Genomic DNA, 13,863 nt, shown 5'->3' on the forward strand with positions numbered 1-13,863 from the left:
CCATGACGACCCCGACGGCACCGGCGGCCGCCCTCCCGGACCGCGTGCCCGCCCTCGCCCACCACCGGTGGGTGCGGTTCGCCGTGCGCCGGTCCGGGCGGCTGCTGGTGTCCCTCTGGGTGCTCGTCACCGCCGCCTTCGGCATGATCCACCTGGTGCCGGGCGACCCCGTGCGCGCGTCGCTCGGCCCCACCGCCTCGGCGGAGCTGGTCGCGGCGCGGCGCGAGTCGCTCGGCCTGGACCAGCCGCTGTGGGAGCAGTACCTCACCTACCTGCGCCACCTGCTGACCGGCGACCTCGGCACCTCGTTCGGCTCCCACCTGCCCGTCGCCGACACGATCGCGCAGCGCCTGCCCGCCACCGCCGGCCTCGCGCTGCTCGCGTTCCTCACCGCCGTGCTCGTCGCGGTACCCGTCGGCGTGGCCGTCGCCGTCGCCACCCGGCGCGGCCGGGCGCCGCGCACCGAGCTCGGGTTCGCGTCCACGAGCGTGCTGCTGGCCACCATCCCCGACTTCCTGCTCGCCGTCGCCCTCGTCTGGGTCTTCGGCGTCACGCTCGGCTGGCTGCCCATCGCGGGGCAGGACGGTGCCGGGTCGTTCGTGCTGCCGGTGCTGGCGCTCGCCGTCGGGCCCGCCGCCATCCTCGCGCGCATCGTGCGCGTCGAGATGCTGGCCGTGCTGGAGACCGACTACGTGCGCACCGCGCGCGCCAAGCGGCTGCCACCCGTGGTGGTGCACCTCGGGCACGCCCTGCCCAACGCCGTCACCGCGAGCCTCACGCTCGGCGGCCTGCTGCTCGGCCAGCTCGTGGCCGGCACCGTGCTGGTCGAGAGCGTGTTCGCCTGGCCCGGCCTGGGCAGCACCATCGTCAGCTCCATCCTCGCCAAGGACTACCCGCTCGTGCAGGGCACGGTGCTGGTCTACGGCGTCGGCGTGCTGCTCGTGAACACCCTGGTCGACGTGGCGCTCGCCGTGCTCGACCCCCGCTCCGCCATCGGGGAGAGCTGATGCCCGCCCGCCCGTCCGCGCCGCGCCGCCTGCCCGCCGTGCTGCGCACCCCCGTGGGGCTGGCCGGCACCGGCCTGCTCACGCTGCTGCTCACCGTCGCCGTGCTGGCCCCGGTCCTGTGGGGCGACGCCGCCGAGGCCATCGACACCGCCGCCATGCTCCAGGGCTCCTCCGCCGACCACTGGGCCGGTACCGACAACCTGGGCCGCGACCTCATGCTGCGCACCCTGGTGGCCACCCGGCTGTCGCTGGTGCTCGCACTCGCCGCCACCGCGCTGGCCGTTGCCGTCGGGCTGCTGCTGGGCACCGCGTCCCTGCTGCTCGGCGCCCGGGCCGGGCGGCTCGTCACCGCGGGCGTCAACATCGCCGTCGCCTTCCCCGGCCTGCTGCTCGCCCTCTTCTTCGCGGTCGTGTTCGGCGTGGGGCAGGTCGGCTCCGTGCTGGCCATCGGGCTGGCCGGCGCCCCCGCGTTCGCCCGCCTGTGCCAGACCCTCGTGGCCGGCGTCGCGAGCCGGGACTACGTGGCCGCCGCCCGGCTCGCGGGCGTCGGGCGCCTGCGCATCCTGCTGCGCCACGTGCTGCCCAACGTGGGCGGACCGCTCGTGGTCAACGCGACCATCGGCGCGGGCGGCGCCCTGCTGTCGTTCGCGGGCCTGTCCTTCCTCGGCCTCGGCGTCCAGGCGCCCGCCTACGACTGGGGCCGCCTCATGCAGGACGGCCTCAACCGCATCTACCTCGACCCCCTCGCCGCGCTCGTACCCGGCCTCGCCGTGGTCGTCGCGGGCCTCGCGTTCAACCTCACCGGCGAGGCCGTGGCCCGCGGGTTCAGCATCGACACCGCCGACGGACTCGGCGGGGTGTCGCTGCTGGCCGGTGGCGCCGTCCGCACGCGGCGCGGCCGCGCCCGCCGGGACCGTGCCGCCGGGGCCGCTGCGTCCCGGACGGCGCCCGGGGCCGTCGCCCCGGACCCGACGGTGGCCGACGACGGCGCCTCCGGCGCTGGGCCCGGCGGCGCCTCCGGCGCTGGGCCCGACGGCGCCTCCGGCGCTGTGCTCGACGTCGCCGACCTCGTCGTCACCGTCCCCACCCCGGGCGGCCCCGTGCGGCCCGTGCGGGGCGTGACGTTCCGGGTCGGCCGCGGCGAGGCCGTCGGCGTCGTCGGCGAGTCCGGCTCCGGCAAGACGCTCACGGCGCTCGCCGTCGCGCGCCTGCTGGAGGCCCCCACGACGGTCACGGCCCGCACCCTGCGGTTCCAGGGCGCCGACCTGCTGGCCACCGACCTGACCGCCGCGCAGCGCACCCTGCTCGACACCCTGCTCGGCACCGAGCTGGCCATGGTCTTCCAGGACCCCATGTCGTCGTTCAACCCGGTGCGGCGCATGGGCACCCAGCTCGCCGAGGGCGCGCGCCACCACCTGCGGCTCGGACGCCGGGCGGCCCGCGAGCGCGCCGTCGACCGGTTGCGCGCCGTACGCATCCCCGACCCGGACCGGCGCGCCGGCCAGTACCCGCACGAGTTCTCCGGCGGCATGCGGCAGCGCGCCATGATCGGGCTCGGCCTGATGGGCAGCCCCGCGCTGATCGTCGCCGACGAGCCCACCACTGCCCTCGACGTCACCGTGCAGCGGCAGGTGCTCGACCTGCTCGCCGAGGTGCGCGCCCAGGACGCCGTCGCGCTGCTGCTGATCAGCCACGACGTGTCGGTCGTGGCCGACGTCTGCGACCGCGTGCTCGTCATGTACGCGGGCCGCGTGGTCGAGGACCTGCCCGCCGCCCACCTCGCCACCGGCGCCCGCCACCCCTACACCCGCGCGCTCGTGTCCGCGGTGCCGCACCTCGCGACCGACCTGGACCGGCCCCTGACCGTGATCCCCGGCCGCCCCGTCGACCCCGCCGACGTGCCCGCCGGGTGCCCCTTCGCGCCGCGCTGCCCGCTCGCCGACGCGCGCTGCCGCACCGAGGACCCCGAGCTCGTCGACGGCGTGGCCTGCTGGCACCCCGGCGAGCGCCGGCCCGCCGAGCCCGCGGTGGTGGTCGCGTGAGCGAGCTCCGCTTCGACGACGTGACCGTGCGGTACGGGTCCGGGCGCAGGGCCACGACAGCCGTCGACGGCGTGCGCCTGGTCGTGCCACCGGGCCAGGTCGTGGGCCTGGTCGGGGAGTCGGGGTCGGGCAAGTCGACGCTCGCACGCGCCGCCGTCGGGCTCGTGCCCGTGCACTCCGGCCGCGTGCTGCTCGACGGCGAGCCCGTGGCCCGCCGCCGCAGGGGCCCGAGCCCCGTGCAGATGGTCTTCCAGGACCCGGCCTCGTCGCTCGACCCCCGCATGACGGTGGGGGAGAGCATCGCGGAGGCGGTGCCGCACCGGACGGGCGGCGGAGCCGCGGCCCTGAGGGCCGAGGTGGCCCGGCTGCTCACGCTGGTGCACCTGGACCCCGACCGCGCCGGTGCCTACCCGGGGCAGCTCTCCGGCGGGCAGCGCCAGCGCGTCGCGATCGCCCGCGCGCTGGCCGCCCGGCCGCGCCTCGTGGTCGCCGACGAGATCACGTCGGCCCTCGACGTCTCCATCCAGGGCGCCGTGCTCAACCTGGTCCGCGAGCTCCAGCGCGACCTCGGCCTCACCGTCCTGTTCATCTCCCACAACCTCGCCGTCGTGCGGTACGTCGCCACGCAGGTGGCCGTGCTGCACCACGGCCGGGTCGTCGAGCAGGGCACGACCGCCCAGGTGCTCGGCGAGCCACGGCACGACTACACCCGCAGTCTGCTGGCCGCCGTGCCGGCACCACTGACCAGCACCGAGCCAGTCAGCACCGAGCCAGTCAGCACCGAGCCCGCCAGCACAAGGAGTACGACGTGACCCGTCACCTCACGCTCGAGGACCTGCCCTCGATCGCCGTCCCGTCCCAGCCCGCGCTCGCGCCGGGCGGCGCGCTCGCGTACGTGGTGCGCACGCTGGACACCGAGGCCGACACGGCCGTGCACAACATCTGGCTCGCCGGCCCCGGCGACGCCGCGCCGCGCCGGCTCACCCACGGCCGCGCCGACACCGCGCCCGCCTGGTCGCCCGACGGCGGCACGCTCGCCTTCCTGCGCGCCGAACCCGCGGGCCCGCCGCAGCTGTGGACGCTGCCCGCCGCGGGCGGCGAGGCGACCGCCCTGACCGACCTACCCCTGGGCGCCGGCGCACCCGTGTGGAGCCCGGACGGCACACGCATCGCGTTCGTCGCGCCCGTCGACCCCGCGGGGCCCGACCCGGCGCGACCCCTGGTGACCGAGGGCCTCGGCTACGCCGTCGACGGCGCGGGCCTGCTGCCGACGGTGCGCACCCAGGTGCACGTCGTGGACCTCACCGGCCCCGCCGTCCGCCAGCTCACCTTCGGCGACACGCACGTGGGCGCCGTCGGCTGGCACCCGGACAGCGCCCGGCTGGCCTTCACGACCCGGCCCGCCGACGCCTCCGACCTCGACCCCGTCGCGGCGGTGCACACGCTGGAGGTGACCGACCCCGCGGCCCCGCCCGTGCTGGTGGCGCTCGCCGACGGGCTGGCCGGGACCGTCTCGTACACGCCGGACGGTGCGCACCTGCTGGTCGTGGGCTACGCCGGGGCCCCGCGCGGGCACGCGGGCCTGCTCCGGATCACGCTGGACGCCGACGGCGTCGGCACGGGCGAGGTCGCCGACCTCGCCGCGCCGCTGGACCGCAACGTGATGGCGGGCGCCCCCGCCTACCCGGGCGCCGAGCCCGTCGTCGTGGGCGACGAGGTGCTGTTCTGCGTGCGCGACCACGGGTGCACCCACCTCTACGCCGTACCCCTGGCGGGCGGTGTGCCCCGCCTCGTGCTGGGCGGCTCGGGCCGGGTGGTCTCGGGGCTGTCCGTGGCGGACGGCACGGCCGCCGTCGTGCTCGCCACGCCCGCCTCGTTCGGGGAGGTCGTGACGATCGACCTGGACGCCGTCGGCGCCGAGCGCGTGGTGACCGACCTCGGCGCGCCCCTGGCCGACGTCACCGGCTTCGTGCGCGAGGAGCGCTGGTTCGAGATCTCCGATGGCACGCGCGTGCAGGCGTGGCTCTGCCACGCGCCGCAGCCCGCGGACGAGGTGGGCCCGCGGCCGCTGTACGTGGACGTCCACGGAGGCCCGCACAACGCCTGGAACGGCGCCGCGGACGAGATGCACCTGTACCACCACGACCTGGTCGCCCGCGGCTGGGCCGTGCTGCTGGTCAACCCGCGCGGCAGCGACGGCTACGGCGCCCGGTTCTACGACGCCGTGCGCGGCGCCTGGGGCACGGCCGACGCCCGCGACTTCCTGGAGCCCGTCGACTCCCTCGTGGCGGAGGGGTACGCCGACCCGCACCGCCTCGCCGTGGGCGGGTACAGCTACGGCGGGTTCATGACCTGCTACCTCACGGCCCGCGACAACCGGTTCGCCGCCGCGGTGGCGGGCGGGGTGGTGGCCGACCTGTCGAGCATGGGCGGCACCTCGGACGAGGCCCACTTCATGAGCGAGATCGAGCTGGGCGCCTTCCCGTGGGGCGCCGACGCCGCGCGCCTGGTCGAGATGTCGCCGTTCGCGAACGTGGACCAGGTCTCCACGCCGACGCTCGTGCTGCACGGCACCGACGACCTGCGCTGCCCCGTGGGCCAGGCGCAGCAGTGGCACACCGCGCTGCGCGAGCGCGGCGTGCCCACCCAGCTCGTGCTCTACCCGGGCGGGAGCCACATCTTCCCGCTCGCCGGACGCCCGTCCCACCGCCTCGACTACGCGCGCCGCACCGTGGCGTGGCTCGACCAGCACGTGCTCGACGTCGACCGGGCCCGGCCCGCCCTCGACGCGGCCCACTGGGAGCGCCGGCTGGCCGTGCTGGCCGAGCGGCACCAGGTGCCGGGCGCGCAGCTCGGCATCCTGCGGGTCGGCGCGGGCGGACGGCCCGACGAGGTGGTACGCGCCGCGACCGGCGTGCTCAACGCAGCCACGGGGCAGCCGGTGACCGTGGACTCGATCTTCCAGATCGGGTCGATCACCAAGGTCTGGACCGCGACCGTGGTGATGATGCTGGTCGACGAGGGCGCGTTCGGCCTGGACACGCCCGTGGCCACGATCCTGCCGGGCCTGGAGCTGTCGAGCCCCGAGGTGACCGCCGGCGTGACCGTGCGCCACCTGCTCACGCACACCAGCGGCATCGACGGTGACATCTTCACCGACACGGGCCGCGGCGACGACGTGCTGGAGAAGTACGTGGCGCTGCTGGCCGACGCGCCGCAGAACCACCCGCTCGGCGTCACCTGGTCGTACTGCAACTCGGGCTACTCGCTGCTGGGCCGGGTCATCGAGCAGGTCACGGGGCAGACGTGGGACGCCGCGATGCGCGAGCGCCTGTTCACGCCGCTCGGGCTGGCCCGCACCGTGACGCTCCCGGAGGAGGCGCTGCTGCACGGCGCGGCCGTCGGGCACGTCGAGGGCGGCGCGACCGCCCCGGTGTGGCAGCTGCCCCGGTCGCTCGGGCCCGCCGGGCTCGTCACGGCGCCCGTGGCCGACGTGCTCGCGTTCGCGCGCCTCCACCTGACCGGCGGCGTGGCGGCCGACGGCGCGCGCCTGCTCTCCTCGGGCGCCGCGGCCGCCATGGCCCGGCACCAGGCGGAGCTGCCCGACAAGTACTCGCTCGGCGACTCCTGGGGCCTGGGCTGGATCCGGTTCGGCTGGGACGACCGGCGCGTGATCGGGCACGACGGCAACACCATCGGCCAGGCCGCGTTCCTGCGGGTCCTGCCGGAGGAGGGGCTGGCCGTGACCCTGCTGACCAACGGCGGGCACACCCGCGACCTGTACGAGGACCTCTACCGCGAGATCTTCGCCGAGCTCGCCGACGTCGAGATGCCCCGCCCCCTGGCACCGCCCGCCGAGCCGGTCACCACCGACATCACGCCGTACCTCGGCACGTACCGGCGCGAGTCGGTGCGGATGGACGTGCTCGACAGCGACGGCGGGCCCCGCCTGCGCTCCGAGCTGCTGGGCCCGCTGGCCGAGCTCGAGGAGCAGCCCGTGGACGAGTACCCGCTGGTGCCCGTCGCGGACGGGCTCTACGTGGTGCGCCCGGAGGGCACGCAGACCTGGTTCCCCGTGACCTTCTACACGCTGGACTCCGGCGAGGAGTACCTGCACTTCGGCGTCCGCGCGACGCCCAAGGTGCCGCACGCCGAGCCGCTGCCCGGCACCGCGGCGCGCGAGGCCGCGCCGCAGAGCGTCCCCGGGACCGCACGGTGAACGACGCGCTCGCCGACGCCGACCCCCGAGCAGATCCCCTGGCCGATCCCCTGGTCGAGCAGGCCGGCCGCGACGCCCGGACGGCGGCCGACGCGGCGCACGTCGTCGTCCGGGAGGTCTCCGGCCTGGGCGAGCTGGCCGCCGTCGGCGACCTGTTCACCCGCATCTGGGGCAGGCCGTCGGTCTCGACCGAGCTGCTGCGCGCCTTCAGCAAGACGCAGAGCTACGTGGGCGGCGCGTTCCGCGACGGCGCGCTCGTGGGCGCGTGCGTGGCGTTCCACGCGGCGCCGCGGCTGCGCTCCCTGCACAGCCACATCGCGGGCGTGACGCCCGGCACCGGGGGACGCGGCGTCGGCTTCGCGCTCAAGGTGCACCAGCGGGCCTGGGCGCTGCGGCACGGCGTGGACGAGATCGCCTGGACCTACGACCCGCTCGTGGCCCGCAACGCCCACTTCAACGTGGTCAAGCTCGCGGCCCGGCCCACGGAGTACCTCACCAACTTCTACGGGCCCATGGCCGACGCGATCAACGGCGACGAGGACACCGACCGGCTGCTGGTGCGCTGGGACCTGCGGGCGCCCGCCGTGATCCGCGCGGCCGCCCCCGGCGCCGCCTGGCGCTCCGTGCCCGGCGGCTCGGACGGCGTCCCGCCCGACGCCGTCGTGCCCGTGCCGCCCGACATCGAGCGCCTGCGCGCCACGGACCCCGCGGCGGCGCACGACTGGCGGCTGCGCGTGCGCGAGAGCCTGGCGCCGCACCTGGCGGCGGGCGCCGCCGTCGGCTACGACCGCGAGCGCGGCTACCTGGTCCATGTCCCGGCCCGCACCGGGGCCGCCTCAACCACGGGAGACGTCTGATGAAGCAGGGGACGAAGCTGCAGGGAATCGAGCTGCGCCGGATCACCATGCCGCTCGTGGCACCGTTCCGGACCTCGTTCGGCACGCAGCGCGAGCGCGACATCCTGCTGCTGCGCGTGGTCACCGACGACGCGGAGGGCTGGGGCGAGTGCGTGGCCATGACGGAGCCGCTGTACTCCGCGGAGTACGTGGACGCGGCGGCCGACGTCGTGCGGCGGTTCCTGCTGCCCGCGCTGGTGCGCCGGCAGGAGTCCGGCGGCGGGCTGACGGCGAACGCCGTCGGCCACGCGCTCGCGCCCGTGAAGGGGCACCGCATGGCCAAGGCGGCGCTGGAGATGGCGGTGCTCGACGCCGAGCTGCGCGCCCTGGGCCGGTCGTTCGCGACCGAGCTGGGTGCCGTGGTCGACCGGGTGCCGAGCGGCGTGTCCGTGGGCATCCACGACTCGGTGCCGGAGCTGCTGGACGCCGTGGGCGGCTACCTCGACGAGGGGTACGTGCGGATCAAGCTGAAGATCGAGCCGGGCTGGGACGTGGAGCCGGTGCGGGCCGTCCGCGAGCGGTTCGGCGACGACGTGCTGCTCCAGGTGGACGCCAACACGGCCTACACGCTGGCCGACGCGCGCCACCTCGCGCAGCTCGACCCCTTCGACCTGCTGCTGATCGAGCAGCCGCTGGAGGAGGAGGACGTGCTGGGCCACGCCCAGCTCGCCCGGGCCCTGCGGACGCCGGTGTGCCTGGACGAGTCGATCGTCTCGGCGCAGACCGCCGCGGCCGCGATCACGCTGGGCGCCTGCTCGGTCATCAACATCAAGCCGGGCCGCGTGGGCGGCTACCTGGAGGCGCGCCGCATCCACGACCTCGCCGTCGCGCACGGCGTCGCGGTCTGGTGCGGCGGCATGCTGGAGACGGGCCTGGGGCGGGCGGCCAACGCGGCGCTCGCCGCGCTGCCGGGGTTCACGCTGCCGGGCGACGTGTCCGGGTCGGGCCGGTTCTACCGCACCGACGTCACGGAGCCGTTCGTGCTCGACGACGGTCACCTCGCCGTGCCGACCGGCCCGGGGCTCGGCGTCGCCCCGCTTCCCGAGGTGCTCGACGAGCTCACCACCCGTACGGAGTGGCTCCCGCTGGCCGACGTGTGACGGTGCCGTGGCCTGCCGCTGACACGGGCGACACGTGGAGCGCCTATCCTCCCGGCATGAGCCGGCGGCCACGGGCGAGCCTCGGCAGGGTGCTCGACGACCTCGGGGCGACCCTGCTCGACGTCGTGCGCGAGGGGCCGGACGACGGCCGCGAGGTGGGCGGCCTCGTGATCCACGACCCGCTGGAGGAGGCGGTGTACCCGCCGTGCGCGCTGGTGCTCGGCGTGGGCCTGGCGCAGGAGGCCGACGTCGTCGCGCTGCTGCGCCGCCTGGGCGAGCAGGACGCGGCCGGGCTGGTCGTGCGCGAGCCCGTCCCGGCGACGCCCGCGGTGCTGGAGGCCGCGCGCGCGAGCGGGGTGGCGCTCCTGGGCCTGAGCCGCGGCGCCACGTGGGCGCAGCTCGCGGCCCTGCTGCGCACGGTCCTGGCCGAGGGCGACGTGGGCGTGGACGACGCCGAGTCGCTGGGCGGGCTGCCGTCGGGCGACCTGTTCGCCGTGGCGAACGCCGTCGCCGCGCTGCTGGACGCACCCGTGACCATCGAGGACCGCAGCTCGCGCGTGCTCGCGTTCTCCGTGCGGCAGGACGAGGCGGACGACCCGCGGGTCGAGACCGTGCTCGGCCGTCGCGTGCCCGAGCGGTACGCCCGGATCCTCACCGAGCGGGGCGTGTTCCGGGACCTGTACCGCAGCACCGACCCCGTCCGCGTGGACCCCATCCCGATCGACGGGGAGGCGCGGACCCTGCCGCGCGTGGCCATCGCGGTCCGCGCGGGCGACGAGGTGCTCGGGTCGATCTGGGCGGTCATGGACGTGCCGCTCGACGACCGCCGGGTGGACGCGCTGCGCGACGCCGCGACCCTGACCGCCCTGCACCTGCTGCGGGTGCGCGCCGGGTCGGACGTGCGCCGCCGCGTGCGCACCGACCTGCTCAGCACGGCCCTGGAGGGCGGCACGGGCGCGCGCGAGGCGCTCGAACGCCTCGGCCTCGGCAGGCAGGCGGTGGTCGTGCTCGGCGTCACCGCCCGGGCCGACGACGGCGAGCGCTCCGCCGCGGGCGACGTGGTCGAGGCGAGCGTGCGCGAGCGGCTGTCGGACGCCTTCGCCCTGCACCTGCAGTCGGCGCACCCGGCGTCCGCCGTGGCCCTCGTGGGCGACGTGGCCTACGGCCTGCTGCCGTGCGGGCCCGACGGCGAGGACCGCGCCGGGCGGATCGCCCGCGCCTTCGCCGACAAGGTGGGCCGGCGATCGAGCGTCGTGGCGGCCGTGGGACCCGTGGCGCCGGACGTGCGCGGCGTGGCCCGCTCGCGCGAGGTGGTCGACCGCGTGCTGCGCGTGCTGCGGGCGAGCGACCCCTACCGCGGGCCGGGCACCGAGCCCGGGGGCGGGCTGCGCGTCGCCCGGTTCAGCGACGTCCAGGCCGCGTCCCTCGTGCTGGAGCTGCGCGACCTGGTCGCGGCGCGTGGCGACGAGATCGCGGGCCCCCTGGCCCGCCTCCTGGAGTACGACGCCGAGCACGGTGCCGGGCTGGTCGCCACCCTCCGGGCCTGGCTCGACGCGTTCGGCGACGTGCCCGCCGCGGCGGCGGCGGAGTTCGTGCACCCCAACACGTTCCGCTACCGCCTGCGCCGGGTGGGGCAGGTCAGCGGCATCGACCTCGACGACCCGGAGGCGCGGTTCGCCGCGATGCTCCAGCTCCGTGTGATGCTCTCCGTGTGATGCTCGGCGGGGCGTAGCCCGGGCCGGGCCCGCCTGCCCGCGGCGTCGGTATCGTACGGGGCGACCGCCCTGCGAGCCGGCGTCCGGCACGGGGACCGGGACCGGACGAGGCGGACGACGAGGGGACAGGGATGATCAGGGTCGTGCTGGTCGACGACCAGGCCGTGGTCCGGGCGGGGTTCCGGTACCTGCTGGAGCAGGTCGAGGACATCGAGGTGGTCGCCGAGGCGTCCGACGGGCCGACGGCGGTCGAGCTGGTGCGCCGGCACGCCCCCGACGTCGTCTGCATGGACGTCCGGATGCCCGGCGGCGACGGCCTGGCCGCGACCCGGCAGATCGTCGCGGGGCCCGGCGCGGTGCCCGCCGTCCTGGTGGTCACGACGTTCGACCTGGACGAGTACGTCTTCGGCGCGCTGGAGGCGGGGGCCGGCGGGTTCATCCTCAAGGACTGCGAGCCGGAGGAGCTCGTCGACGCCGTGCGCCGGCTCGCCGACGGCCAGGGCCTCATCGACCAGGCGGTGACGCACCGCGTGATCACCGAGTTCGCGCGCCGCACGGCGCCGCCGGCCCCGGCCACCGACCTGGTCGCGCAGCTCACGGCACGCGAGGCCGAGATCGTGCGGCAGCTCGCCCGCGGGCTGTCGAACGCCGAGATCGCGCGGGAGCTCGTCGTGGAGACCAGCACCGTGAAGTCCCACCTGGGGCGCGCGATGGCGAAGATCGGCACGCGTGACCGGCTCCAGACCGTGGTGTGGGCCTACCAGAACGGCCTGGCGGCGCGCTGATCCCGCGCCGGTCCCGCGCTGGTCCTCGGGGGCGCGGCATGTGGGAAACCCCGATGTTCTCCGGGGTGCTCGGCGGATAACGTCGGTCGACTCGTCCACGAACCCGAGGTGGTCCCCATGGTCTCCCGACGCGCCCCGATCGTCGTCGCCGTGCTCACGGCAGCGACTTTGGCCCTAGGAACGGCTCTCGTCCCGCTGCTGCCCGCCACGGCCGCCCCGCAGGCCGCCGCCGCGGTCGACTGCTCCGCACCGGCCTGGGCCGAGGGCCGGAGCTACACGGCGGGCCAGCACGTCACGCACGCCGGCCGCGGCTACACCGCCCTCGTGTCGCACACCGCGCACCCGGGCGCCGGATGGGACCCGGCGTCGACGCCGACCCTGTGGACCCTCGACGGCACGTGCGACGGCGCACCGGACCCGGACCCCGACCCGACCGGTCCCGGCGAGGAGGCCGACACCCCCGTCGCGGCGAACGGGCAGCTCAGGGTCTGCGGCACGGGCCTGTGCAACGAGCGCGGCACGCGGATCCAGCTGCGCGGCATGAGCACGCACGGCACGCAGTGGTACTCGCAGTGCGTCACCGACGGCTCGCTCGACACCCTCGCGCACGACTGGAACGCCGACGTCGTGCGGATCTCCACCTACGTGCAGGAGGGCGGCTACGAGACCGACCCCGCCCGCTTCACCGCGCTGGTGAACACCTACATCGACAAGCTGACGGCCCGCGGCATGTACGCGATCGTCGACTGGCACATGCTCGACCCGGGCGACCCGCACTTCAACCTGCAGCGCGCCAAGACGTTCTTCACGGCGATCGCGGAGCGGAACAACGGGAAGAACAACATCATCTACGAGGTCGCGAACGAGCCGAACGGTGTCTCGTGGCAGACCATCAAGAGCTACCACGAGCAGATCGTCCCGGTGATCCGCGCCAAGGACCCCGACGCCGTGGTCCTGCTCGGCACCCGCGCGTGGTCGTCGCTCGGCGTCTCGGACGGCGCGAACGAGTCCGAGGTGGTCAACAACCCGGTGAACGCCTCGAACGTCATGTACACGTTCCACTTCTACGCGGCGTCGCACCGCGAGGAGTACCTGAGCGCCCTGTCCCGCGCGGCCGACCGCATCCCGGTGTTCATCACCGAGTTCGGCACCCAGGACTACGCGGGCGAGGGCGCCAACGACTTCGCGATGGCGCAGCGCTACCTCGACCTCGCGGCGTCGAAGAAGATCAGCTGGGTCAACTGGAACTACTCCGACGACCACCGCTCCGGCGCGGTGTGGACCGAGGGCACCTGCGCGAGCGGCGACTTCGGCGCCCACCGCCTCAAGCAGGCGGGCACCTGGATCCGCGACCGCATCCGCACCCCGGACGCGTTCTAGCGGCGCCGCCCGAATTCTCGCCGCCCGGATTCTCTTCGAGACCGAGGCTGCTTCGCTCCGAGGGCCTCCAGAGCGAAGCAACCTCGGTCTCGAAGGTGGGTGCGGCGGGGGAGCCCCCCCGCGAGAGGATGGCCGGATGCGGATCATCCAGCTCCCCGCGCGGGAGATCACGCGCTACGGCAGCTCGGGCGTCGACATGGACTTCCTGCCCGTGGTGCCCGACGCCGAGCGCACCACCGTGCACGTCGCCCGGATCGTGGCCGGCGGCGTGCTGGGCGAGCACCCGGCCACGACGCTGCAGGTCTTCGCGGTGCTCGCGGGAGAGGGCGTCGTCACCTCGAAGGCGGCCGACGGCGCCGTCGACGAGCAGCCGGTCCAGGCGGGCCAGGCCGCGATCTGGGAGCCCGGCGAGATCCACGAGACGACGGCGACCACCGACCTGCTCGCCGTCATCGTCGAGACGACGGCGGACGCGTTCGTGCTGCGCGACCACGAGCTGCTGCCCGGGCCGCCCCTGCCCTGAGCCGGCAGGTCGGCCGGCCGGGATCACCCCTTCACCTTCGAGACCGAGGTTGCTTGGCTTTGCGGGCCTCCAAAGGCAAGCAACCTCGGTCTCGAAGGGGAGCGGCGGGCGGTGGCCCGGCGGACGACGATCCGGCCGCCGCAGCCCCGGCGTCGCCAGGATCGCACCCCCGGCCGGCCGGGACACGCCGCTCCGG

10 protein-coding genes are annotated in these 13,863 nt (G+C 75.7%); all 10 read left to right on the forward strand.

Annotated elements, in window-relative coordinates; genetic code table 11:
- Window positions 1-2 precede the first annotated feature (2 nt).
- The 10 genes from APR03_RS05410 (at window position 3) to APR03_RS05455 (ending at window position 13,667) form a co-directional block, all read left to right on the forward strand.
- The gene (locus tag APR03_RS05410) at window positions 3-1,007 is read left to right on the forward strand and encodes an ABC transporter permease (protein WP_253833498.1); all 1,005 of its coding nucleotides are present in this window, start codon (window positions 3-5) and stop codon (window positions 1,005-1,007) included.
- Window positions 1,007-3,049, forward strand: coding sequence for a dipeptide/oligopeptide/nickel ABC transporter permease/ATP-binding protein (locus APR03_RS05415; protein ID WP_253833499.1), 2,043 nt, complete (start codon window positions 1,007-1,009; stop codon window positions 3,047-3,049). The genes APR03_RS05410 and APR03_RS05415 overlap by 1 nt, the downstream gene beginning before the upstream one ends.
- Window positions 3,046-3,861 carry an ABC transporter ATP-binding protein gene (locus tag APR03_RS05420; protein ID WP_253833501.1) on the forward strand — a complete coding sequence of 272 codons (816 nt, stop codon included), beginning with the start codon at window positions 3,046-3,048 and terminating at the stop codon, window positions 3,859-3,861. The genes APR03_RS05415 and APR03_RS05420 overlap by 4 nt, the downstream gene beginning before the upstream one ends.
- On the forward strand, window positions 3,858-7,268 hold the full coding sequence (locus tag APR03_RS25170) for a serine hydrolase (protein WP_253833503.1): 3,411 nt from the start codon (window positions 3,858-3,860) through the stop codon (window positions 7,266-7,268). Before APR03_RS05420 ends, APR03_RS25170 begins: the two co-directional genes overlap by 4 nt.
- The gene (locus tag APR03_RS05430) at window positions 7,265-8,125 is read left to right on the forward strand and encodes a GNAT family N-acetyltransferase (protein ID WP_253833505.1); all 861 of its coding nucleotides are present in this window, start codon (window positions 7,265-7,267) and stop codon (window positions 8,123-8,125) included. The genes APR03_RS25170 and APR03_RS05430 overlap by 4 nt, the downstream gene beginning before the upstream one ends.
- On the forward strand, window positions 8,125-9,264 hold the full coding sequence (gene menC, locus APR03_RS05435; protein ID WP_253833507.1) for an o-succinylbenzoate synthase: 1,140 nt from the start codon (window positions 8,125-8,127) through the stop codon (window positions 9,262-9,264). The genes APR03_RS05430 and menC overlap by 1 nt, the downstream gene beginning before the upstream one ends.
- 56 nt (window positions 9,265-9,320) lie before the next feature.
- Entirely contained in the window at window positions 9,321-10,979 is a 1,659-nt protein-coding gene (locus tag APR03_RS05440; RefSeq protein WP_253833509.1) for a PucR family transcriptional regulator, read from the forward strand.
- Between the two features lie 131 nt (window positions 10,980-11,110).
- Window positions 11,111-11,764 carry a response regulator gene (locus APR03_RS05445; RefSeq protein ID WP_253833511.1) on the forward strand — a complete coding sequence of 218 codons (654 nt, stop codon included), beginning with the start codon at window positions 11,111-11,113 and terminating at the stop codon, window positions 11,762-11,764.
- Between the two features lie 117 nt (window positions 11,765-11,881).
- Window positions 11,882-13,144, forward strand: a complete 1,263-nt coding sequence (locus APR03_RS05450) for a cellulase family glycosylhydrolase (protein ID WP_253833513.1) — start codon at window positions 11,882-11,884, stop codon at window positions 13,142-13,144.
- Window positions 13,145-13,280: 136 nt separating this feature from the next.
- Entirely contained in the window at window positions 13,281-13,667 is a 387-nt protein-coding gene (locus tag APR03_RS05455) for a cupin domain-containing protein (protein WP_253833515.1), read from the forward strand.
- Window positions 13,668-13,863 lie beyond the last annotated feature (196 nt).

Origin of the sequence: Promicromonospora thailandica (assembly GCF_024171955.1) — a bacterium.
Classification (GTDB): domain Bacteria; phylum Actinomycetota; class Actinomycetes; order Actinomycetales; family Cellulomonadaceae; genus Promicromonospora; species Promicromonospora thailandica.

Bases quoted from the DNA above. Each gene is read 5' to 3' on its own strand.
- APR03_RS05445 (WP_253833511.1), top strand. From the start codon at position 11,111: ATGATCAGGGTCGTGCTGGTCGACGACCAGGCCGTGGTCCGGGCGGGG.
- APR03_RS05440 (WP_253833509.1), top strand. From the start codon at position 9,321: ATGAGCCGGCGGCCACGGGCGAGCCTCGGCAGGGTGCTCGACGACCTC.
- APR03_RS05415 (WP_253833499.1), top strand. From the start codon at position 1,007: ATGCCCGCCCGCCCGTCCGCGCCGCGCCGCCTGCCCGCCGTGCTGCGC.
- APR03_RS05455 (WP_253833515.1), top strand. From the start codon at position 13,281: ATGCGGATCATCCAGCTCCCCGCGCGGGAGATCACGCGCTACGGCAGC.
- APR03_RS05450 (WP_253833513.1), top strand. From the start codon at position 11,882: ATGGTCTCCCGACGCGCCCCGATCGTCGTCGCCGTGCTCACGGCAGCG.
- APR03_RS05410 (WP_253833498.1), top strand. From the start codon at position 3: ATGACGACCCCGACGGCACCGGCGGCCGCCCTCCCGGACCGCGTGCCC.
- menC (WP_253833507.1), top strand. From the start codon at position 8,125: ATGAAGCAGGGGACGAAGCTGCAGGGAATCGAGCTGCGCCGGATCACC.